This is a genomic window from Pseudomonas gregormendelii (genome assembly GCF_017114825.1).
GTDB classification, from domain to species: domain Bacteria; phylum Pseudomonadota; class Gammaproteobacteria; order Pseudomonadales; family Pseudomonadaceae; genus Aquipseudomonas; species Aquipseudomonas gregormendelii.
In genome coordinates, this window is record NZ_JADEVO010000011.1 from 37,418 (window position 1) to 59,864 (window position 22,447).

Annotated in this window: 21 protein-coding genes; 4 read left to right on the plus strand and 17 right to left on the minus strand. The window is 61.5% G+C overall.

The features are described 5' to 3' along the window. Window positions 1-68: 68 nt before the first annotated feature. The 3 genes from IMW75_RS10055 to IMW75_RS10065 all read right to left on the minus strand — a co-directional run bounded on the left by IMW75_RS10055 (window position 69) and on the right by IMW75_RS10065 (window position 4,265). On the minus strand, window positions 69-797 hold the full coding sequence (locus IMW75_RS10055) for an amidotransferase (RefSeq protein ID WP_205892516.1): 729 nt from the start codon (window positions 795-797) through the stop codon (window positions 69-71). A gap of 93 nt (window positions 798-890) precedes the next feature. Continuing rightward, window positions 891-3,035, minus strand: coding sequence for a 3-hydroxyacyl-CoA dehydrogenase NAD-binding domain-containing protein (locus tag IMW75_RS10060; RefSeq protein WP_205892517.1), 2,145 nt, complete (start codon window positions 3,033-3,035; stop codon window positions 891-893). Between the two features lie 24 nt (window positions 3,036-3,059). Beyond that, on the minus strand, window positions 3,060-4,265 hold the full coding sequence (locus IMW75_RS10065) for an acetyl-CoA C-acetyltransferase (protein WP_205892518.1): 1,206 nt from the start codon (window positions 4,263-4,265) through the stop codon (window positions 3,060-3,062). 575 nt (window positions 4,266-4,840) lie between these two features. On the opposite strand from IMW75_RS10065, the gene IMW75_RS10070 reads away from it, so the two are divergent. Continuing rightward, window positions 4,841-5,662: a c-type cytochrome gene (locus IMW75_RS10070; protein WP_205892519.1), complete on the plus strand. Its 822-nt coding sequence runs from the start codon at window positions 4,841-4,843 to the stop codon at window positions 5,660-5,662. A 127-nt stretch (window positions 5,663-5,789) separates the two neighbouring features. On the opposite strand, the gene IMW75_RS10075 is transcribed toward IMW75_RS10070, so the two are convergent. From IMW75_RS10075 to IMW75_RS10110, 8 genes are all read right to left on the minus strand, one after another. After that, the gene (locus IMW75_RS10075; protein ID WP_045058967.1) at window positions 5,790-6,599 is read right to left on the minus strand and encodes a transglutaminase family protein; all 810 of its coding nucleotides are present in this window, start codon (window positions 6,597-6,599) and stop codon (window positions 5,790-5,792) included. Then, window positions 6,596-7,546, minus strand: a complete 951-nt coding sequence (locus IMW75_RS10080; RefSeq protein ID WP_045058966.1) for an alpha-E domain-containing protein — start codon at window positions 7,544-7,546, stop codon at window positions 6,596-6,598. Before IMW75_RS10080 ends, IMW75_RS10075 begins: the two co-directional genes overlap by 4 nt. Window positions 7,547-7,558: 12 nt before the next feature. Further along, window positions 7,559-8,968, minus strand: a complete 1,410-nt coding sequence (locus tag IMW75_RS10085; RefSeq protein WP_045058965.1) for a circularly permuted type 2 ATP-grasp protein — start codon at window positions 8,966-8,968, stop codon at window positions 7,559-7,561. A 475-nt stretch (window positions 8,969-9,443) separates the two neighbouring features. Further along, the gene (locus tag IMW75_RS10090) at window positions 9,444-9,785 is read right to left on the minus strand and encodes a ribonuclease E inhibitor RraB (protein WP_045058964.1); all 342 of its coding nucleotides are present in this window, start codon (window positions 9,783-9,785) and stop codon (window positions 9,444-9,446) included. Window positions 9,786-9,999: 214 nt separating this feature from the next. Then, the gene (locus tag IMW75_RS10095) at window positions 10,000-10,233 is read right to left on the minus strand and encodes a hypothetical protein (protein WP_045058993.1); all 234 of its coding nucleotides are present in this window, start codon (window positions 10,231-10,233) and stop codon (window positions 10,000-10,002) included. A 218-nt stretch (window positions 10,234-10,451) separates the two neighbouring features. Next, on the minus strand, window positions 10,452-11,327 hold the full coding sequence (gene speE / locus IMW75_RS10100; protein WP_205892520.1) for a polyamine aminopropyltransferase: 876 nt from the start codon (window positions 11,325-11,327) through the stop codon (window positions 10,452-10,454). 267 nt (window positions 11,328-11,594) lie between these two features. After that, the gene (locus IMW75_RS10105) at window positions 11,595-11,786 is read right to left on the minus strand and encodes a PLDc N-terminal domain-containing protein (protein WP_028622263.1); all 192 of its coding nucleotides are present in this window, start codon (window positions 11,784-11,786) and stop codon (window positions 11,595-11,597) included. Between the two features lie 70 nt (window positions 11,787-11,856). After that, on the minus strand, window positions 11,857-12,387 hold the full coding sequence (locus IMW75_RS10110) for a hypothetical protein (protein WP_205892521.1): 531 nt from the start codon (window positions 12,385-12,387) through the stop codon (window positions 11,857-11,859). Between the two features lie 175 nt (window positions 12,388-12,562). Here IMW75_RS10110 and IMW75_RS10115 point away from each other — a divergent pair, with 175 nt between their 5' ends. Continuing rightward, entirely contained in the window at window positions 12,563-14,044 is a 1,482-nt protein-coding gene (locus IMW75_RS10115) for a methyl-accepting chemotaxis protein (protein ID WP_205892522.1), read from the plus strand. A 255-nt stretch (window positions 14,045-14,299) separates the two neighbouring features. After that, window positions 14,300-14,665, plus strand: a complete 366-nt coding sequence (locus tag IMW75_RS10120; protein ID WP_205892523.1) for an Mpo1-like protein — start codon at window positions 14,300-14,302, stop codon at window positions 14,663-14,665. Here the strand turns inward: IMW75_RS10120 and IMW75_RS10125 are convergent, their stop codons facing one another. The 3 genes from IMW75_RS10125 to IMW75_RS10135 all read right to left on the minus strand — a co-directional run bounded on the left by IMW75_RS10125 (window position 14,666) and on the right by IMW75_RS10135 (window position 16,876). Further along, window positions 14,666-15,463: an acyl-CoA thioesterase gene (locus IMW75_RS10125; RefSeq protein WP_045058959.1), complete on the minus strand. Its 798-nt coding sequence runs from the start codon at window positions 15,461-15,463 to the stop codon at window positions 14,666-14,668. Window positions 15,464-15,784: 321 nt separating this feature from the next. Then, window positions 15,785-16,552, minus strand: a complete 768-nt coding sequence (locus tag IMW75_RS10130; RefSeq protein ID WP_205892524.1) for a CHAD domain-containing protein — start codon at window positions 16,550-16,552, stop codon at window positions 15,785-15,787. 45 nt (window positions 16,553-16,597) lie between these two features. Further along, window positions 16,598-16,876: a hypothetical protein gene (locus IMW75_RS10135; RefSeq protein ID WP_045058957.1), complete on the minus strand. Its 279-nt coding sequence runs from the start codon at window positions 16,874-16,876 to the stop codon at window positions 16,598-16,600. A 223-nt stretch (window positions 16,877-17,099) separates the two neighbouring features. On the opposite strand from IMW75_RS10135, the gene IMW75_RS10140 reads away from it, so the two are divergent. Further along, window positions 17,100-18,146 carry a patatin-like phospholipase family protein gene (locus tag IMW75_RS10140; RefSeq protein WP_205892525.1) on the plus strand — a complete coding sequence of 349 codons (1,047 nt, stop codon included), beginning with the start codon at window positions 17,100-17,102 and terminating at the stop codon, window positions 18,144-18,146. A 141-nt stretch (window positions 18,147-18,287) separates the two neighbouring features. Here IMW75_RS10140 and IMW75_RS10145 read toward each other — a convergent pair whose 3' ends face one another. The 3 genes from IMW75_RS10145 to kdpC all read right to left on the minus strand — a co-directional run bounded on the left by IMW75_RS10145 (window position 18,288) and on the right by kdpC (window position 22,310). Beyond that, entirely contained in the window at window positions 18,288-18,986 is a 699-nt protein-coding gene (locus tag IMW75_RS10145; RefSeq protein ID WP_045058992.1) for a response regulator, read from the minus strand. A 36-nt stretch (window positions 18,987-19,022) separates the two neighbouring features. Further along, window positions 19,023-21,674, minus strand: coding sequence for a sensor histidine kinase (locus IMW75_RS10150; RefSeq protein ID WP_205892526.1), 2,652 nt, complete (start codon window positions 21,672-21,674; stop codon window positions 19,023-19,025). Between the two features lie 90 nt (window positions 21,675-21,764). After that, window positions 21,765-22,310 carry a potassium-transporting ATPase subunit KdpC gene (gene kdpC / locus IMW75_RS10155; protein ID WP_045058920.1) on the minus strand — a complete coding sequence of 182 codons (546 nt, stop codon included), beginning with the start codon at window positions 22,308-22,310 and terminating at the stop codon, window positions 21,765-21,767. Window positions 22,311-22,447: the final 137 nt, after the last annotated feature.

Here is a 22,447-nt window from a genome sequence, read left to right on the forward strand (position 1 = left end):
CACTCGATCGCGGCCAAGCCTTGCTCCCACAGTTTCGCGCTCACAAGCCTTGCTCCCAGAGCTTTCGGCTAGACCGCTTTGAGCTCTGGCTTGTGCGCCACGAACCGCATCATCCATTCGGCCACGGTCGCGCCGTGGTGCTGATGGTCCAGGCTGGCCACGCCCTTCTGGTAAATCTGCTCACCCAGGGCCTGCTGGCGGATGTCCAGCAGCGCTCGCGAGTAGTCGTGGATGAACTCTGGATGCCCCTGGAAGCACAGCACCTGATCGTTGATGTGATACGCGGCAAACGGGCAGAAATCGCTGGAGGCGATGACTGTGGCGTTTTCCGGTAGCGCGGTGACTTGGTCCTGGTGGCTGATCAGCAACGTCAGCTCTTCCACGACCGGGCTCATCCACGGCGCCTTGGCCGCGAGCTTGTAGTTGTGGGTGCCGACACCCCATCCTTGAGAGGCGCGCTCGCTCTTGCCGCCCAGCAGCAGCGCCAGCAACTGATGACCGAAACACACGCCGAGCAACTTGTCGCCGCGCTCGTAGCGCTTGAGCAGATAAGCCCGGAGGGTTTCTATCCAAGGGTCGGTGCCAAAGGAATCGGCCTTGCTACCGGTGACCAGATAAGCATCGAACACCTGCTCATCGTCGGGATACTCGCCCTGCATCACGTTGTACACCGTGAACTCGGCGGCAATTGGCTGCTGCGTGAACAGACGCTGGAACATCTGCCCGTAACCCTGATATTGATCGACCAGTTCCGGACGCAGGATGTCGGTTTCCAGAATGCAGATGCGTAACGACATAAAAAATACCTGACACGTGATGGGAATAATGCACACCCAGAGCCTGCCTCGAAACACCGTGACAAGGCAAGCCCCACAGGCATCATCGGTCCCCTAAAACGTCTCCCCCCGGGCCGCTTTTTCCAGCAGCAGTGCCGGCGGCGTGAATCGCTCGCCATATTGCTCGGCCAGGTACTGCGCGCGAGCGACGAAATCTTGCACGCCGTACTGGTTGATGAACTGCAACGCGCCGCCGGTCCAGGCCGCAAAGCCGATGCCGAAAATCGAGCCGATGTTGGCATCCGCCGTCGAAGTCAGCACGCCCTCCTCCAGGCACCGCACGGTTTCGATGGCCTGCACGAACAGCAGGCGGTCGCGCACGTCCTTGGGCGAGATCTGCCCGTCGGCCGTTTCGAAGCGGGTTTTCAGTTCCGGCCACAGGTACTTCTGGCCACCACTTGGGTATTGATAAAACCCGCCGCCTGCGGCCTTGCCAGGACGCTTGTACTCGTTGAGCAACAGATCGATCACCGCAAAGGCTGGATGCTCGATCAGCGGTTTGCCCTCCGCCTGCAAGTCTTTGGCGGTTTGCTGGCGGATGTGGCTCATGAGGCTCAGGGAAACCTCGTCGGAAATCGCCAGCGGTCCAATCGGCATGCCCGCCTTGCGCGCCTCGGTTTCGATCATCGCCGCGCTGACGCCTTCGCCGAGCATGGCGATGCCTTCGTTGGTGAAGGTGCCAAACACCCGCGAGGTGAAGAAGCCACGGCTGTCGTTGACGACTATCGGGGTTTTCTTGATTTGCAGGACGAAATCGAAACCGCGGGCCAGGGTTTCATCGCTGGTGCGCGTGCCTCTGATGATCTCCACCAGGGGCATTTTTTCCACCGGGCTGAAAAAATGCAGGCCGATGAACCGGGTCTGGTCGGGCACGGCGGTAGCGAGGCCGCTGATCGGCAAGGTGGACGTGTTGGAGGCAATCACCGCCTGGGCACCGACGACTTTCTGCGCGGCCGAGGACACTTTGGCTTTGAGCTCCCGATCCTCGTACACCGCTTCGATGATCAGGTCGCAGCCGGCCAGGTCAGCATCATTTTCGCTCGGTAGAATCCGCGCCAGAATCGCTTCGCGCAGCTCGGATGACAGCTGCCCGCGAGCGACTTTTTTATCCAGCAGTGTCGCCGAGTGGGCCTTGCCCTTCTCTGCTGCGGCCAGGCTGATGTCCTTGAGCACTACCTCGATACCCGCCGAGGCGCTGACGAAGGCAATGCCCGCGCCCATCATCCCGGCACCCAGCACGCCGACCTTGTGCGTGGTGAACGGGGCATGCCCCTGGGGCCTGGAGCCGCCGGCGTTGATTTCATTGAGCTGAAACCAGAAGGTGCCGATCAGGTTTTTCGACACCTGGCCGGTGGTCAACTCGGTGAAATAGCGGGTCTCGATCAGGTGCGCGGTGTCGAAATCAACCTGGGCCCCTTCCACCGCCGCACAGAGTATTTTTTCCGGTGCGGGCATGCAGCCCTGGGTTTTGCTGCGCAGGATCGATGGCGCGATCGCCAGCATCTGCGCGACTTTGGGGTGCGATGGCGTGCCGCCGGGTATCTGGTAGCCCTTCACATCCCATGGCTGCACGGCGGCCGGATTGGCCAGGATCCAGGCCCGGGCCTTGCTCAGCAACTCTTGCGGGTCCTGCGCCAGCTCGTCGATCAAACCGGCCTGCAGGGCCTGTTGAGGCCGTACCTTCTTGCCCTCCAGCAGATACGGCAAGGCTTTCTCGATCCCCAGCAGGCGCACCATGCGCACGACCCCGCCGCCGCCCGGCAGCAGTCCCAGGGTGACCTCCGGCAGGCCAAGCTGCACCGAGGAATGATCCAGCGCCACGCGGTGATGGCACGCCAGGCAGATTTCCCAGCCGCCGCCGAGCGCTGCGCCATTGATCGCGGCGACCACGGGTTTGCCGAGCGTTTCCAGGGCGCGCAGCTGGGCCTTGAGGGTCAATACCATGTCGTAGAAGGCTTTGGCCTCGGGCTTGCCGACCTTGATCAGTTCATTGAGGTCGCCGCCGGCAAAGAAAGTCTTTTTCGCCGAGGTGATGATGACGCCGGCTATCGACGCTTTCTCTTCGACCAGGCGCTTCACGCAGTCCGCCATGGCGTCGCGGTACACAGCGTTCATGGTGTTGGCGCTCTGGCCCGGCATATCAATGGTCAGGACGACGATCTGGTCCTGGCCCTTTTCGTAACGGATGGCTTCGGTCATGACGATGTTCCTTGAAGTCGGGGCTCAGAAGCGTTCGATGATCGTGGCGATGCCCATGCCGCCGCCGACACACAGGGTCGCGAGGCCGTAGCGCAACTGGCGGGCTTCCAGTTCGTCGAGCAAGGTGCCAAGGATTGCGCAGCCGGTGGCGCCCAATGGGTGCCCCATGGCGATGGAGCCGCCGTTGACGTTGACCTTGTCCGGGTCGATGGCCATGTCTTTGATGAACTTCAGCACCACCGAGGCGAAGGCCTCGTTGACCTCGAACAGATCGATATCCTCGACCCGTAAACCGGCCTTCGCCAGGGCCTTGCGCGTGGCCGGGGCGGGCCCCGTGAGCATGATGGTCGGGTCAGTGCTGGTCACCGCCGCGGCAACGATCCGCGCCCGGGGTTGCAAGCCCAGCGCCCGGCCCTTGGCCTCTGAGCCAATCAGCATCAGCGCTGCACCATCGACGATGCCGGAGCTGTTGCCGGGGGTGTGGACGTGGTTGATGCGCTCCACATGGCTGTAGACCCGCAGTGCAGTGGCGTCGAAGCCCAACTGGCCGATCATTTCGAAGCTCGGCTTGAGCTTGCCCAACCCTTCGAGAGTCGAATCGGCGCGAATGAATTCATCATGATCGAGCAGGACGATGCCGTTCTGATCCTGTACCGGCACCAGGGATTTGCTGAACGAGCCATCGCCCCGAGCCCGCGCTGCCTTTTGCTGGGAGTGCAGCGCGTAGGTGTCGATCTGTTCACGACTGAAGCCTTCCAGTGTGGCAATCAGATCGGCGCCCACACCTTGCGGGGTAAAATGGGTATGCAGGTTGGTTTGCGGGTCCAGGGCCCACGCCCCGCCGTCGCTGCCCATGGGCACCCGGGACATGGATTCGACGCCGCCGACCACCACCAGGTCTTCAAAACCGGAACGCACTTTCATCGCCCCGAGATTCACCGCCTCGAGCCCCGAGGCGCAAAACCGGTTGATCTGCACACCCGCCACGCTGATATCCCAGTCCGCCACCAGCGCCGCCGTCTTGGCGATGTCGCAGCCTTGATCACCGATGGGCGTCACGCACCCCAGCACCACGTCGTCGACCTGGCTGGTGTCCAGGGACATGCGCCGCTGCAGCGCGGTCATCAGGCCAGCGACCAGGTTAATCGGTTTGACGCTGTGCAAGGCGCCATCGGCCTTGCCTTTGCCCCGGGGCGTGCGTAACGCGTCGAAAATCAAAGCTTGGATCATGACGTCCTCGATTTCTTGTTCTTTTAGAAGCTTCACCTTATGCCCTGCGCCCTCAGATTCAATGACCACAACGCTCAGCACCATTGACGCACACGCTCAGACGAACGGTAGCGTGCTACGGGATTAACCGTTTCAGGCCGGCGAGAGGTCTAGCAAAAGGGCGGCAAAGGAGCTGGCAATAGGCCTCATGCTATTTTCATAGCCGATAGATATCTCTCCATATGAAATGGATCTAAGCCAAGAGTGACGCGGGCCCTAAGGTAATCATGTACGAAGTTGTCGTCGGGTTTTGCCGAGGCGCTCGTCGGACAGGAAGTGCAACGCTCTGCCGTCATGGAGATATGCAGGCAGGCATCAGGAAATAACAATAAAGGCGGTCAAGCCATGTTCAAACAATCGAAAGTACGTCAAGCCGGGCTCATTCTTTTCGCCACCACGCTGTTGTTGATTTTGCCGAACCTGACCAAGGTCATCGGCTGATTTAAGCGCCTTTTGTTATCGCCGCCGTAGAAATGTGACTGGCCCGCTACCCGGGCCGGCGTGGGTGTGCCAACCTTTGCGGCACTCTCCACGACATGGACGGCGATCATTTGAAAACGCTCATTCTGCTCGGGGCCTTGCTGCTCAGTACGCCCCTTTCTGCCGCACAGCTGGATCTTCAGCTGGGCGAGAACTCGCGCACCTGGCAAACCGCCGAGCTGCTCAAGCATCCGCAGGTGCAGACCATCACCATCAGCAACGATGTGTCTTACAAGCGCGAGATGACCTACCGTGCCGTGCCCATCGCTGCGTTGCTGACCGGGATCAAGCCAGACGACCATCTGCAGGCAGTGGCGCTGGACGGATTTGCCGCAGAGCTCTCAGCCGCGCCCCTGCTCAATGCCCAGGGCGCCAGAGCCTGGCTGGCGATCGAGGATCCGGCCCGGCCATGGCCCGCCCTGTCTGCGGGCAAGCACAGCGCGGGGCCGTTTTATCTGGTCTGGACCGATCCCCAGGCAGGCAACATCAGCCCGGAGCAATGGCCGTTCGAAGTCGCGAGCATCCGGCAACTGGCGCCGGTGGCCCAGCGCTTCCCTGCCCTGCTGCCGGACCCGGCGTTGAAGGCCGACGATCCGGTGAACCTGGGATTTGCGCTGTTCCAGAAGAATTGCCTGGCGTGCCATCGGTTGAACGGCGCGGGGGATGCGCAGTTCGGACCGGATCTAAACATTCCGTTTAATCCCACCGAGTACTTCGGCGCTGATTTCCTCAAGCGCTACATTCGAGATCCGCAGAGCCTGCGGCAGTGGCCGCAGGCGAAGATGCCCGGGTTCAGTGCGCAGGTGCTGCCGGATCAGGATCTGGAGAGGCTGGTGGGGTATTTGAAGCATATGGCTGGGCGCAAGGTTCAGCCCTAGTTTTGTAGTGCCTGGGCTGACCTGATCGCGAGCAGGCTCGCTCCCACAGGGTTCTGCGGTGAATTTTGGATGGGGTTCACCGCTGGACAGTGTGGGAGCGAGCCTGCTCGCGATGCGGTCTGCCGGGTTACTGTTCCTGGACCGAAAAAACCGGCAAAGGCGTCGGCGAGACGAACACTTTTGCGTGCATCTGTTCACAGCCGCCACCGCGGCGCATGCCGCGAACCGGGCAGGCGTCCAGGTAGTCCAGGCCCACGGCCAGTTTCAGGTGACGCTCGGGCCGGGCCAGTTCGTTGGTCACGTCGAAGCTGTACCAGGCGTCATCCAGCCATGCTTCGGCCCAGGCGTGGCTGGCCAAATGCTCGCTGTTCTCGCTGTACAAATAACCCGATACGTAACGCGCCGGAATCCCCAGGCTGCGGGCGCAGGCCAGGAAGGCGTGGGTGTGGTCCTGGCAAACCCCCGAGCGCCCGGCGAAGGACTGGGCCGCGCTGGTGTCGACCTCGGTCGAGCCCGGGGTGTAGGTCATGTGCGAGTTCAGGCCATGCATCAGGTCGATCAGCGCCGTGCGATCGCGGCGCTTCTTGCATTGCTTCTCCGCGAACGCGCGCAAGGCTTCATCCGGTTCGGTCAGGCGGGTGAACCGCAGGAACGGCAGCGCCGACTGGCTTTCATGCTCGGCTTCACGCAGCTCGTCGATGTCGACCTGACCACGAGCGCCGATGATGATGGCCTCGTGCGGTTCGTCCATGGTCAGCACATGCAGGATATTGCCAAACGGGTCGAGTTGCGCCCGCACCGGGCGCGGCAGGTCGAGCTGCCAGCTGAGCACATGCTGGCGCTCGCTGTCGTGGGGTGTCAGGCGCAGGTACTGGATGCTCGCCCGCACCTGATCTTCGTAGTGATAGGTGGTCTCGTGGCTAATGGAAAGTCTCATGCAGCCTCCAGGTAGGAACTGTGAATGGCGTTGCCCAGCTGGCGCACCAGCGGGATGAACTCGGTCAGCCAGGCATGCAGGCCCTCGTCGAGAATTTCGTTGATGCCGGTGTAGCGCAGGCGCGCGTCCATTTCTGCGGCCAGGCGTTGGGCCGGTCGGCCGTTGGCGCCTGGAAGCTGGGCGAGAATCTGGTCGATTTCTTCGGTACAGGCGCGCAGCGAACGCGGCACGTCGGCGCGCAACAGCAGCAATTCGGCAACATGGCGGGCGCCGGGCGCGTCGCGGTAGATCTCGGTGTAAGCCTCGAACGAAGACAGCGCGCGCAATAGCGCACTCCACTGGTAATAAGCATGTGCGGTGCCGTCGCTGACCGCTTCCGCCTGATCACCGGCCATTTCGTAGCGCGCATCGAGCAGGCGCAGGGTGTTGTCGGCGCGCTCGATGAAAGTGCCCAGGCGAATGAAACGAAACGCATCGTTGCGCATGATGGTGCCGTAGGACGCGCCGCGAAACAGGTGGGAACGTTCCTTGATCCATTCGCAGAAGCGGCTCATGCCATAGCGGCTCAAGCCCTGGTCGGCGATACCGCGAATTTCCAGCCAGGTGGCATTGATGTTTTCCCACATGTCGGCGGTAATCCGCCCACGTACGGCATGGGCACTGGCCCGTGCAGAACCGAGACAACTGTAGATACTGGCCGGATTGGCCGCATCCAGGGCGAAGAAGTGCAGCAGTCGCTCGGCGTGCAGTTCGCCGTGGCGCTCAAGATAATCCTCCAGGGTGCCGGTGATCAGCAGCGGCATGGCCAGTTCGTGCAAGCCGTCGCCGCGGCCATCCTGTGGCATCAGCGACAGCGAATAACTGATGTCGAGCATCCGTGCGAGGTTTTCCGCCCGCTCCAGGTAACGCGACATCCAATACAGATCCGAGGCAGTTCTACTTAACATGGCAAGCTTCCTTCAATCCTCGACGACCCAGGTGTCCTTGGTTCCACCGCCCTGGGAGGAATTCACCACCAGGGAACCTTCGCGCAGCGCAACACGGGTCAGGCCACCGGGCACCACCCGGGTTTCACGGCCGGACAATACAAACGGACGCAGGTCGATATGCCGTGGCGCAATGCCGTTTTCGACGAAGGTCGGACAGGTCGACAGCGACAGGGTCGGCTGCGCGATATAGGCATGCGGCTTGGCCTTGATGCGCGCGCGGAATAACTCGATTTCCGCCGCCGTCGCGGCCGGCCCGACCAGCATTCCGTAGCCACCCGAACCCTGGGTTTCCTTGACCACCAAGTCTGGAAGATTGGCCAGCACGTGGGAAAGTTCAGAAGGATTACGACACTGGAAGGTCGGAACGTTCTTCAGGATCGGTTCTTCATCCAGGTAAAAGCGGATCATGTCGGTGACAAACGGATACACCGATTTGTCATCCGCCACCCCGGTGCCGATGGCATTCGCCAGTACCACGTTGCCCGACCGGTAGGACGACAGCAGCCCTGGCACGCCGAGCATGGAGTCTGGATTGAACGCCAGCGGATCGAGGAACGCGTCGTCGAGTCGGCGATAGATCACATCGACCGCCTTCGGCCCGTCAGTCGTGCGCATAAAGACCTTGTCGTCACGCACGAACAGGTCCGCGCCCTCGACCAGTTCAACGCCCATCTCCCGCGCCAGGAACGCATGTTCGAAAAACGCGCTGTTGAAGCGGCCCGGGGTCAGCACCACCACGCTGGGGTTGTCGATAGGACTTGAGCTTTTCAGGGTGTCGAGCAACAGGTTCGGGTAGTGGTCGATGGGGGCGATGCGCTGGGCCGAAAACAACTCGGGAAACAGGCGCATCATCATCTTCCGGTCTTCGAGCATGTAGCTGACGCCGCTGGGGGTGCGCAGATTGTCTTCGAGCACGTAGTAGGTGCCGTCACCGTCGCGCACCAGATCGACACCGGAGATGTGTGAGTAAATATCCCGGTGCAGGTCGAGCCCTTGCATCGCCAACTGGTACTGCTCGTTGGCCAGCACCTGCTCGGCCGGAATGATCCCGGCCTTGATGATGCGCTGCTCGTGGTAGAGGTCGGCGAGGAACATGTTCAACGCCTTGACCCGCTGGATACAACCGCGCTCGACCACCCGCCACTCGCTCGCGGGAATGCTGCGCGGGATGGTGTCGAACGGGATCAGGCGCTCTGTGCCCTGCTCGTCGCCGTAAAGCGTGAACGTAATACCGGCTCGATGAAACAGCAGATCGGCCTCGCGGCGCCGTTGGGCCAGCAATTCGTCAGGCGTCTCGGCCAGCCAACGGGCAAATTCCCGGTAATGCGGGCGGACCTGGCCGCCGGCATCGTACATCTCATCAAAATAGGTGCGGATCATGCCGTACTCCTTGTCACCCGGACATCTAGGCATCGCAAGGCCCGTGCCATCGGCATAAACGCTTTGATATCAATCAGTTGGATAAAAGCTGTAAAAACACCGCACCAATTGCGTGCGGCAAATGCCCCAACCTGATCGCCCCCGCTCCATTGCGAAGCAATGCTGTCGCTATCACCAGCATAGTCAGAGTTGATTTCACTGCCCGCCTGGCGATGGGGATAATTGGCTTATTCGCTGAAAAGCTCATCGAACTTCCCTTTTAGCCGCCTGTTTGGGCGGTTTTTTTTTTGCCTTTTTGAATCAAAAGCAGGATCAAAAGATCGCAGCCTTCGGCAGCTCCTACATTGGAAGGCGCCCTGGTGTATGAGCTGCCGAAGGCTCGGCCGCGATCGGACGATCTTTTGATCATGCTTTTAAACGAAAAACGGCCAACCCTAAGGTCAGCCGTTGCTGGGTGTTGTTGCTGTTCATAATGTTATGCGAGTCGCCCTCGTACCTCCTGCTTCACGCCCCATCCTTCGATGATGCCGCCCAGAGGCTCTACCACTGCCTCGAATCCCTGTTCGAAATCGCCGATGTCATCGTAGGTGGCGTACATGACCTTGCTCAGTTCCAGCGCCCATGCGCCGTCGTCGCGCACACTGATCTGCGCGTTCAAGGACTCACCACGGTAATGACCTGCTGCCCTGCGGGCCCGCTCCTCGTCGGGGAAAATCGCGTAGAACTCGATGGGATGAAATTTTGAAAAATCGAAACCGCCTTCTTTCATGCGGCGCAACACGCTGCTGCTGATGTCTTCTTGATAGGCTGTGCTCATGAAACGTCCTCCTGAATCCGATGGATAGACTTTCCGTGCTCCCCGACGCCCCCAGCCGAATAGTGAGGACGAGCCGGTAACCAGGTCACCGATGGGAATCAAGCATGTAGCTGACAAGACCAGACCTTAGCGATCCAATCGCTGATCTCTTCTGCAGAGTAGCCCTTTGACCGAGCAGCTGCCAAGGCCTGGTTTAAATGTGACAGGAGTTGTATCAGACGGGAGTGATGCCGAGGATTTGTATGCTGTTCTGAGATTTAAGACTTTTGACGCTCGCGTCAGCGGTTCGCCCTTCCAGATCATTCAGATCCAGTTCTGCAGCGACAGGAAGCAGTCGAGCCTTGATGAGCTTGGCGGCGTGCTCGTTGTCCGGGCACTCCTCGCACTCGAAGATTTCGTCGACTGTTTCACCGTGATCATCCACGAAAGTGATTTTCCACTTTTGCATCAGTGCCTCCTCGATAAAACCCGCAAGTGGGCTTACATCTATCTGGACTTTTGCACTGGGTGATCGTTCCCCCAGATTATTCACCGGTTGACACAAAAAAACGGTAGGAGCGAGCTTGCTCGCGATGGCTTTGAAGGCGCCACGTTTAATCTGGCAGCCCGCGTCATCGTTGACGTCCATCGCGAGCGAGCTCGCTCCTACAGTCAATGTGTGTGGCTTCAGTCGTTGCTTGGCTTGTTGATGGCCTGCAATACGTACTGCGGCAAGGCGAATGCGCCGATGTGGATTTCCGGGTTGTAGTAGCGGGTGATGATGCCGCTGCCGGCAAAGCGCTGCTGCAGGATTTCACGGGACAGTTTGCGATAGCGAGTGTCGGTCGCGCCCCAGGCAAAGGTCATCGAGCCGCCGATGTAGGTCGGTACGGCTGCCTGGTAGAAATGCCAGTCCGGGAACAGGCTGCGCAGGCGTCCGGCAGTGGTTTTGACTTCGTCGATCTGCATGAACGGCGTGCCGTTCTGCGTCACCAGGATGCCGCCTTCGTTCAGGCAGCGACGGCAAGCCTGGTAGAAGTTTTCCGAGAACAGCACTTCACCCGGGCCGATCGGGTCGGTGGAGTCGGAGATGATCACGTCGAACTTTTCAGTGGTGGTCGCGACGAAACGCATACCGTCATCAATCACCAGGTTCAGGCGTGGATCGTCGAATGCGCCTTTGGAGTGGTTCGGCAGGAATTCCTTGCACATATCCACCACCGTGCCGTCGATCTCGACCATGGTGATGTGCTCGACGCCACGGTGCTTGGCCACTTCACGCAGCATGCCGCCGTCGCCGCCGCCGATAATCAGCACGCGCTTGGCGGTGCCGTGCGCCAGGATCGGCACGTGGGTGAGCATTTCGTGGTAGATGAATTCGTCGGCTTCGGTGGTCTGGATCACGCCGTCCAGCGCCATGACCCGGCCCATGCGCGGGTTTTCAAAAATCACCAGGTGCTGGTGTTCGGTGCGCACTTCGTGCAGCAGTTTTTCCATGCGAAAACGCTGGCCATAGCCTTCGTAGAGGGTTTCCAGGTATTCGCTGGTTGGGGTGGTGCTCATGGGAAGTGCTCCGATGAATGCGGTGGCAACGGACGGTTACCCGCCCATGATGGCCAATCGATTTGCTCGATTGCCCGGGAAAGGCGCGCATTCTACGACGCGGAAGATGACAGGTCGAACCTTCGTAATTTATGCCTATGTGCAAAACACTGTGGGAGCGAGCCTGCTCGCGATGGCGTCTCCACATCCTGCATCAATGTGACAGACAGATTGCCATCGCGAGCAGGCTCGCTCCCACAGGGGAGATATGAAGATTTGACGACTGGATCAGATCCGCACATTACCCCGCGGACCGGCGATGGCCCAGATGATCAGGCCCAGGACTGGCAACAGCAGGATCAGCAGCACCCAGACGATCTTCATGCCGGTGGATGCGCCACTTTTCAGCACGTTGATGATGGCCCAGATGTCCAGGGCAAGAATAATCAGGCCAATCAGGCCGTTGAACGTGGAACCCATGGTGACGCTCCCTAAGAGTGGTTTGCCCTCTTAGGATAGCCGGCCAATGCCAGGGTTCCGTTTTATTGTATTAAACGTGGATGGCGACTTTCAGGGCTTCCAGGGATGGAGCGGCGGCGATGCCGACCTCGGCGCACAATTCCAGCACCCGCGGCACGTCGTCGCCGTACACCAGCACCACCTGCAGTTCATCATCGAGCAACTGGCTGAAGTTCATCAGCGTGTAGCCGCCGTTTTGCTTGTTCATGCTGCCCATCTGCACCTGGATGCGATTGAGCGCCGTCAGGGCTTCGGTCTTGGCCAGTTGTTTGGGCTTGATGTTGAAGTCCACGCCCGGCCCGAACGAGGCGACGATCAGGGCGAACAGGTCCATGTAGTTATCGGCCTGGAACAGCACGGTTTCCGGCAGGCTGCCGACCACCACCCATTCGCCCAGCGGGATCGGGAAAGTGTCGTCGTAGTTGATGTCCGGATTCGCTGCCAGGAATGTCTGCGGGTCGGCGTAGGCCTGGGCCGCTTCGTCCGCCACCTTGAGGATTTCGTCAGCGCTCATGCACCCGGAGCTGATTTTGCTGATGAGTTCGACGAGTGCAGCTTTCATGGGACGCGATCCTGTAGCGAGGGAAATTTTAAGGCGCGCAGGATAGCGCATTACGCAGGCAATGGCTGTGTCCAGCCTGACCGGGAACCTTGATCCACATCAAGACCCCTCCGCCCGATCCCGGCACAATAATGGCACCTTGCCATAATTGTTTCCGCTATCAGAGAAGACCTCCATGGGTGCCTGGCTTAGCAACATCTCGTTGAAGTACAAATTCTGGGCGGTCAACGCCGTTGCCTTCGTCACGACCTTGTTGCTGGTGCTGTACGCCGTGCAACTCGAACAGCAGGCACGCGGTCACGCTGCCCAGGCGTCGGCGCAGGCCCAGGCGCGCCTCCTGAAAGCATGGCCGGACGGGCAACCGCTGCCCCAGGCCGACAACGTGCTGGCCTTCTCCAACGGGCAAGCGCCGATCATTGACGGACAACCGGTGCCGGCGCTGACCGGCGCCCGTGGCTGGGTCGAGGTCAATTCCCTGCCGCTGTTCGGCGATAATCCGTTGATGGGCGCTGAAGTCTTCAGTCGCCAGGATGGCCAGCAAGTCGCGATCATCGCCCATGGCCCGAGCCTGACCCAGGTGTTCGGCGAGCGCTTCGCCCACTATGCGGTGGCGGTGTTTATCTTGATGCTGGCCATGCTCGGCGCATCGCAATTGTTGATCCGCTTCCTGCTCAGCCAGCTCAACACGTTGAAAGACGTGATGCTGCACGTGGAAAAAACCGGCGACCTGTCAGCCCGCGTGCCCCTGGCCTGCACCGACGAGGTCGGGCAAATGGCCAATGCGTTTAACGCGATGCAGGCCGGTTATCAACGCGTGGTGAATACCGTGGCCAGCACCGCGCGGCAGCTGGATGACGGTGCAGCGCGGCTGGCCTCGAGTATGGACGAAGTGCGCCACGGCATGCTTGGCCAGCAAAGCGAAACCGACCAGGCCGCCACGGCGATCAACCAGATGACCGCGACGGTTTATCACATCGCCCAGCACGCCGGCGCGACCCGCGACCTGTCGCAAACCGCCGACACCCTGGCGGGCAGCGGGCAGGCAGTGGTCAGCCGCGTGCAGTTGTCGATTGCCGGGCTATCGTCCGGTGTGCAGCAAACGGCCCAGATGATCCAGCGCCTGGCCGAAGACAGCCAGAAAATCAACAGCGTGGTCGGGGTGATTCACAGCATCGCCGAGCAGACTAACCTGCTGGCGCTGAACGCGGCCATCGAAGCGGCCCGGGCCGGAGAGATGGGCCGGGGTTTCGCGGTCGTCGCCGACGAGGTGCGCAACCTGGCCAAGCGCGTCCAGGCCTCCACCGACGAGATCACCCGCATGGTTTCGGCCCTGCAGGCGGGCACTCGCGATGCGGTGGATTTCATGCAGGAAAGTTCGTTCAAGGCCGACGACTGCGTACAGCAGGCGCAGGAAGCGGGCGCGGCGCTGGCGCAGATCACCAGTGCGGTGGCACAGATGCGCGATAGCAACACGCAGATCGCGGTGGCCGCCGAGCAGCAGAGCCAGGTAGCCGAAGAGATGAACCGGGCGGTGGTGAGCATTCGCGATGTGACCGAGAACACGGTGCAGCAGACGGTGAGTTCGGCGATGACCAGTAATGAGCTGGCGGCGTTGGCGGGGGAATTGAGCAAGGCGATTGGGCAGTTGAAACTCTGAGGGCATGATCGCCTGAACGCCGCCCGGAGCCAACCCGCTCCCACAGGGATTTCACGTGTTCAGACGCTATTTTTATCACCAGGACACCTGTGGGAGCGGGCTTGCTCCGGGCGGCGTTCCGACGATGGCGTTGTCCTGATCAATACACAGCTTGAACCTTGCGCTATCACCCCGATAGCCAACCTCCATTCGCCGCTGCGCTGTCCCAAGCCTATTCTTCAATCATGTGTTCAACACGGATCGAGGATCAGCATCATGGGCAAGCGTCATCCCAACCTTCCCGCCTGGCAATGGCGGGAGTACCCCAACAATCACCAGCACCCGACCAATCTGGTGTTGCACTTGCTTGCGGTACCGCTGTTTATCCTGGCGTTCCTGCTGATCGTGACGGGTGTGTTCGGCTTGAGCTTCGTCAACTTTGCCATCGGCATCGTCGGGCTGCTCGCCGCCCTGGGCTTGCAGCGCCATGGGCATACCCTGGAACAACAGGCTTCCGAACCCTTCAGCGGTCGCAAGGACGCCGTGTCGCGCCTGCTGGTCGAGCAGTTTGTGACCTTTCCGCGGTTCCTTCTCAGCGGCGGTTGGTGGCGCGCCTGGCGTGAGCGCCACCGCCGGCATTGATCAGGCGAAAATGGTCACTGTCTGGCGGCTCATGGCGATCAATTGACCGTCTTGGCTCCACAGCTTGGCAGCCGCATGCCCGTAGCCATCCGCCGCGTATTCGATTTCAACCAGGTATTTGCACCAGTCCAGCGTGCTCACCTCCAGCAGCGGCTGCACGAATTCGATGGTCCAGGTCAGCGTGCTGCCCATGGCCGGTTTTTTCAGATGCGGTAACAACGCCGGAGGCCAGGCATCGACCAGCGCCAGGATGTGCGACTCGGTGACCGGCTCTTCCTTGACGTCCCCGCGCAAGCGCACCCATCCCCCCATTTGACGCGAAGTATTGCCGGTGAACGGCAGCCCGCCGACGCTCCAGCGCATCGCCAGGTGGCGCATGAATTCCGGCGTGATGCCCTTGATATAGGGCAATTCCTGGCATTCTTCCCAATGTTTCATTTCCGGCGCCGGTTGTGCGCTCACCGCCACCTCCGACGGACGCGATCCGCCGAAGCTGCCTTGCACCAGGGTCACCACCTGGCCTTTTTGCATCGCCCGGCCCAACACCTGGCTGACGGCTTTACCTTCACGCAGCACATCCACTTCGAAACTGACCGGCACATCCGGCTCGACCGGCCCGACAAAGGTGATCGCCAGCGAGCGTACGGGACGATCTGCCGGCACCTGGGCACGCATCGCTTCGTACTGCAAAGCGGCCACCAGACCACCAAAACTGGCCCGGCCCTGGGCCCATTCGGCTGGAATACTCAGTTCCAGCGGTTGGCTGCGAACAGCGTCAAGCAGATCGGAGAAGCGCATGAAAACCTCGGAGCAGATGGGGATGCAGGGATGTTAACCAGACGCGGGAGGCGATACAGGGCTTATTCCGGACAAATTCACCGACAGATAGGCCGAGACGCATGCATATGCCGTAGGAGCTGCCGCCCGCAGGCTGCGAACATCTGATCTTGGGCGACAGCGATGACGCCAAAGATCAACGTCAAAGATCAACGTCAAAGATCAACGTCAAAGATCAACGTCAAAGATCAACGTCAAAAGATCGCAGCCTGCGGCAGCTCCTACGGGGGGCGGTGCGGTCTCGAGTCAAAAGATCGCAGCTTGCGGTAGCTATCCCGGTTGTCAGGACTTGAAGCAGTCCGCACTGAGCTTGTCCAGCACCCGGTCGGCGCGGCTTTCGGCCTTGGCCATAGTGGTTTGCCAGGTGCTGATGCAGGGTTGCAGATCGGCCTCGTGCTCGGCGCGCACCAGCCACTGCCAGCAATCGTGCCAGTCACCCAGGGCCGCTTGCGCAGCTTTCAGGCGCGGCATGGCGGCCTTGGGCAAGCGGTCCAGTTCGGGATAGGCCTCGATGCCATAGCGCACGCGCTTGATCAGCAGTCGCAGGCGATGGCGGTCGTGGGCAGGATCGTGCAGGGCGGTGTCGAGCTTTTTCCACTGTTTCGCCAAGCGCTTTTCGATGTTTGGGCGCAGGCCCTTGAGCAGTCCCTGGCGCTGGGACGCCCGCAAGAATCGGGGAAAAGCGTCGAGTATCTGCAGCAGTTGCGCCAGCTCGGTGCTGGCGGCGACTGCAGGATAAGCCTCGGCCATTTGCGCCATGCGCCGTTGCGCCGCTTGCGGTTGATCGTGCAAGAGCAGGTACGCCGCCAACACCTCGCGGTCGCGCAGCGGCGTGGTCAGGTCGCCGACCCGCGACGCCGCCGCTTCCAGCTGAGCGACGCCGGGCAAGCCGCGCAAGGGCCGCAGCAGGCTGCGCAGACGGCGCACCGTAGTGCGCAGATCGTGCAGGGCCTCAGGGTCGGTGCGTGCCTCCAGGCGCGCCTGACTCGCCATCACACCGACTTCAAGGCCCATCACATGAGCCACTAACCGATCAACCAACCCGGACATCGCTTGCTCCTTTTTTCCAATGGCGTCTCAGCCTTGCATCATGCCTCAACGACCCGCGCGTGACTCACGAATGTAGAAGCGCGCTTTTTCGGCTTTCTTGGTGCAGCCTTCGAATGCCTCGAATTGCTGCTGGGTCTTCGCACCGGTCAGCAACGACAGCGCCTTGGAGTAGCTGACGGTACCGGCAAACCCTTCCGCCTTGGCCAGGTCCAGCTCATGCCACGCCGCATCGATGCCACTGCCGCAGCTATCGCGGTAGGCGGTCTTGCCGGCACAGCCGGCCAGTGCCAGGGCAATCAAGGGTACACAGATCCAGGCTTTCATCACTTACACCTCAAAAAATAGGAAAACAGTCGTGCAGGTAAGACGGTCTGGCGCTTGAAAAGTGCCTTGAGCGCCTTGCTGAAACTGTCGCGCTGAGCAAGATACCCTTGCGCCGCCACGGAGTGTCGAAAAAACGACGTCTTCGCCTGCTTGAACGACCTTGGCGATTGAAGCGCCCCCCTCGTTGGGTGCATTGTTGAACCTTGTCAGACGAGGGCGATTCATGAAAAAGCGTGTCGCACTGGTACTGGGATCAGGTGGCGCCCGGGGTTATGCCCATATCGGCGTCATCGAGGAGATCGAACGGCGAGGCTACGACATCGCCTGCATCGCCGGTTGCTCCATGGGCGCGGTGGTCGGCGGGATCTACGCCGCCGGCAAACTCGAGGATTATCGCAACTGGATCGAGAGCCTGGATTATCTAGACGTCTTGCGTCTGGTTGACGTGAGTTTCCGACTGGGGGCGATTCGCGGCGAAAAAGTGTTCGGGCAGATTCGCAAGATCGTCGGCGAGATCAACATCGAGGAACTGCGGATTCCCTACACGGCGGTGGCCACCGACCTGACCAACCAGCAGGAAATCTGGTTCCAGGAAGGTTGCCTGCACCAGGCCATGCGCGCCTCGGCGGCGATCCCCAGCCTGTTCACCCCGGTGATGCAAGGCAATCGCATGCTGGTCGACGGCGGGATACTAAACCCGCTGCCGATCGTGCCGGTGGTCTCGAGCCATTGCGACCTGATCATCGCGGTCAATCTCAACTCCACCAACCAGCGGCATTATCAGCTGCCGGTGATCCCGCGCCCGCCTGCGTTCAAAAGTCGTTTCGACAGCCTGATCAATTCGCTGGGGTCGAAGTTACCGTTCCGACGCACGCAGGCCGAGCAATTGCTGGCGCTGGAGAAAGAAGCACTGAAGGCGCAAGGGGCGGACATCAATCCGTGGATCGAATCCGCCGAGCCTGAAGCCCAGCAACCGGCCGCCGCTCCGGAGGCCGGGGGTGCGCCGAAGTCCGCCACCGGGTCGTTCATTATCGATAACGTCGGGCCGGCGTCGCTGCTGGATTTGATCAACCAGAGTTTCGAGGTGATGCAGACTTCGTTGGCGCAGTACAAGATTGCCGGGTATCCGCCGGATATCCTGATCAACGTGCCGAAGCGGGTGTGCCGGTTTTTCGAGTTTTACAAGGCGCCGGAATTGATCGCGCTGGGGCGGGAAATTGCGCGCGATACGCTGGATCGGTATGAGGAAGAGCAGGGTCGCAGTCCCTAGACTTGTGCAGGATTCAAGGGCCTCATCGCGGGCAAGCCCGGCTCCCACAGGTTCGAGGGTGTCCACAAATATTGTGAATCAACTCATAACCTGTGGGAGCCGGGCTTGCCCGCGATGAGGCCGGAACATTCAACACAAATGTTACTGGTTGTCCCCACCCAACAACCGATACCCCACCCCCGCCTCAGTCACAATAAACCGCGGCTGGGTGGGGTCATCGGCCAGCTTCTGGCGCAGATGCCCCACCACAATGCGCAAATAGTGACTGTCCTCGGTGTGCGTCGGCCCCCAGATATCCTTGAGTAGTTGCTGCTGGGTAATCACCCGCCCCGGATGCCGGGCCAGTTGCGCCAGCACCGCGTACTCCTTGCGGGTCAATGCGACTTCGGCGCCGTCGAGCAGTACCCGGCGGTAGGCCAGGTCAACGGTCAGCGGCCCAAAGCTCAGTGCCGCCTGCTGCGATTCCCCAGCTGGAGCCTGGCGCAACAGCGCGCGGACCCTGGCCAGGAATTCCTGGATGCCGAACGGCTTGGTCACGTAATCATTCGCACCGCCGTCCAGCGCCTCGACTTTCTGCCCCTCGCCGGCACGCACCGACAGCACCAGCACCGGCACCGTCGACCACTCGCGAAACTCGCGCAGCACCTGCTGGCCGTCCATGTCCGGCAGGCCGAGGTCGAGCACCAGCAAGTCAGGCTTGCTCAACGCGGCCTGCGCCAGCCCCTCGGTACCGGTTCCGGCTTCCAGCACTTTATAACCTTGGGAAACCAGGCTGATGCGCAGGAATTTGCGGATCTGTGGTTCGTCGTCAATGACCAGGATGGTCGCGGTCTGGCTCATGAATTCTGATCGCGGCATAGGGGGATCCAAAGGGTATCAGGCTTCACTTTCAACTTCCGGCTGTTCTTGCAGTGGCAGATGCAGGGTAATGCAGGTGCCCCGGCCCTCTATCCCGTCCGCGACACTGATCCGCCCGCCATGAGCGCCCACCATCCCCTGGCAAATCGCCAGGCCAAGCCCGGTGCCCTGCCCGCCCCGATCACCCCGTGCGGCGGTGTAGAACATATCGAAAATCTTTGCCCGCTCGTCCTCCGGAATCCCTGGCCCTTCGTCGCTGACCGAGAAAAACAACTCGCTGTCATTGGCGCCAGCGCTCAACTGCAGGCGGCCCTGAGGCGGGGAAAACCGCGCGGCGTTTTCCAGTACGTTTACCAGCGCCTGTTCGATCAGCGCCGCGTGCACGTAGAGCAGCGGCAACTCCGGGGGCACCTCGGTGCTGACCTGCAGCGGCGCGAGTACCGCACGCAGGCGATTGAGCGAGCTGCCGACGATGTCTGCCGGCGACACCCAGTCCCGCGCCAGCTTCAACGCACCGTGGCCCAGGCGGGTCATGTCCAGCAGGTTCTGGATGTAACGATCGAGGCGTTCGGCTTCGTCGCGGGTGCCTTCGAGCAGTTCGCGGCGGTCTTCCAGCGGAATCGCTTCGCCAAGCGCCAGCAGGCTGTCGATGCTGCCGCGCATCGAGGTCAACGGCGTGCGCAGGTCGTGGGACACCGAGGCCAGCAAGGCACTGCGCAATTGCTCGGTTTCACCGTGCAGACGCGCCGCCTCCAGGTCCTGGGCCAGTTGCGCACGGGCCAGTGCCTGGGCGAGTGGCTGGCTCAAGGCGGTCAGCAGGCGGCGGCGCTGGCCGCTCAAGGTATGGCCTTCCCTGGCGCAGACGCCGAGCAGCGCCAGCGGTCCATCCTCTACCGACAACGGCCACCACCACCAGCGTCCCATCGGCAAAGTCCCGGTTCCCGCACCCGCCGGCTGATCGTGTTGCCAGGCCCAGTCGGCCGCTGCGCGTTCGGCTTCGGTGAAGGTCAACGGGCCACCGGTTTCAACTTTCCAGCCCGCCTGCCCGTCGCGATTGAGCAGGCACAATTGCACATCGCTCCAGCCGTTGAGGTGCTGCGCCGCCGCACTGACTACCGCCTGGCGATCAGTGGCCGCGGTGAGTTTGCGCGACAGGTCGAGCAGTTCGCTGGTCTCTTCCTGGGTATCGCGCAGCGCCTGCAATTGTCGACGCTGACGCGCCGCGAGGTTGCCGGTGAGTGCGGCCATCAACAGGAAAAACAGCAAGGTCAGCACGTCTTCTTCGCGCTGGATGCTGAAGGAAAAATTCGGTGGAATGAACAGGAAGTCATAGGTCAGGAATGACAGCGCCGCGCAGGCCAGCGCCGGGCCAAGACTGCTGCGCACGGCCACCAGCAGCACGGCCGCGAGGAACACCAGGGAGATGTTGGGCAGCGGCAACACACTGGCTACGGCCCAGGCCAAGGCACTGGCGAGCACGGTCGCGACCAGCGCCAGCGCATAGTCGAACCACACCAGTGGTTGGGTCGAACGCGCGCGTGGCGAATGTTGCGCGTGATCGCTGTCGAGCACGTTGATTTCCAGCCCGCGCGCGTTGCGCAACAGCCGTGACGCCAGGCCGCCACCGAACAGGCGCCGGCGCCAACGCTGCCGGGATTGCCCCACCAGGATCAGGCTGGCGCGACGTTCGCCGGCATGCTGGATCAGGGTTTTCGCGACCTCGCCAGCTCGCAGTAACACCACCTCGCCACCCAGGCGCTCGGCCAGTTGCTGGGCACTTTGCAGGCGCAGGCGTGCCTGCTCGTCGCGCGTGCTGCCGTTATCCACATGCACCAGGCTCCACGGCAGGTGGCGACGCTGGGCGACCCGGCTGGCATGCCGCACCAGGCGCTCGGCCTGCTCATCGCCATCGACCCCGACCAGCAACCGACCGCGCACAGCCGGCGCATCCTGGCCGAGTTGGCGATAGCCCTGGGCCAGGTCATTGTCGACTTGCGCGGCGGCAGTCTGCATCGCCAGTTCACGCAAGGCCGTGAGGTTGGTCTGGGTGAAGAATGCATCGATGGCCGCCCGTGCCTGCTCCGGCACATAGACTTTGCCGTCGCGCAGACGCTCGAGCAATTCCCGCGGCGGCAGGTCGATCAGCAGCAGTTCATAGGCTTCCTGCAGCACCCAGTCCGGCAAAGTCTCGCGGACCTGCACGCCGGTGATGCCACGCACCTGGTCATTGAGGCTTTCCAGGTGCTGGACGTTGACGGTCGTGAACACGTCGATGCCGGCGGCGAGCAGTTCCTGGATGTCCTGCCAGCGCTTGGCGTGACGGCTGCCGGGGGCGTTGCTGTGGGCCAGTTCGTCCACCAGCACCAGCTTGGGTTTGGCCGCGAGCAGGCCGTCGAGGTCCATTTCCTCGAGCATGACGCCACGGTATTCCGAGCGCACCAACGGTTGCTGCGGCAAGCCGCCGAGCAGCGCTTCGGTTTCGGCGCGGCCGTGGGTTTCGACCACCCCGGCGATGACTTTCACGCCCTGGCGCAGCTGGGTATGGGCCGCTTGCAGCATGGCGTAGGTCTTGCCGACACCCGGGGCGGCGCCAAGGAAAACCTTGAGCCGGCCACGCCCGTCGCGGGGCAGGTCTGCTAGCAGTGCGTCGGCGCGGCCGGAGTTGCTCATCTGTTATTGCCTTGTTCGACTTGGAATGGGGGTTACCGCGAACGATCGCAGGCTCCGTGTAGGAGCTGGCGCAGCCTGCGATCTTTTGATCTACAGCTTTTCCAGCGCAATATTCAACGCCAACACATTCACAACCGGCGGGCCCACCAGCGGTCGCTCGATATGCGCATTCATCAATTGCTCAACCGTCGACACCGGCAACTGCCGCGCCGCCGCAACACGCGCCAGTTGATAGGCAATCGCCGCAGGAGGCAAGTGCGGATCGAGGCCGCTGCCGGAAGTGGTCAGTTGCGCCAAGGGCACCGGCCCCTGGCCGGGCACCAGCAGTTTGTTGGCATCGTCGACCACCCGGGTCGCGAGCGCCGGGTTGCTTGGCGCGAAGTTGCTGGCACCACTGGCAACCGTGGCAAAGGCACCGGCTGAAGGTCGTGGATGGAACCAGGCGTCACCGGTGAAATCCTGGGCGATCAGTGCAGAGCCACGCACCTTGCCACTGGCGTCCTGCACCAGGCTGCCGTTGGCCTGGCTGGGGAATGCGACCTGGGCCACACCGGTGACAACCAGGGGATAGGCAACGCCGGTAATCAGGGTCATGAGAACGAGCAGGCTCAAGGCCGGGCGGATCATTGTGGACATTTCAGATTCCTCGAATTCCTGTAACAAATTCTGTGGTTCGTGAGCAAACTGCCCCTGTAGGGGCGAGCTTGCTCGCGAAAAACTTGAGCTCAACGCGCTCATCCAGACAGAACGCGTCATCGTTAACTTCCATCGCC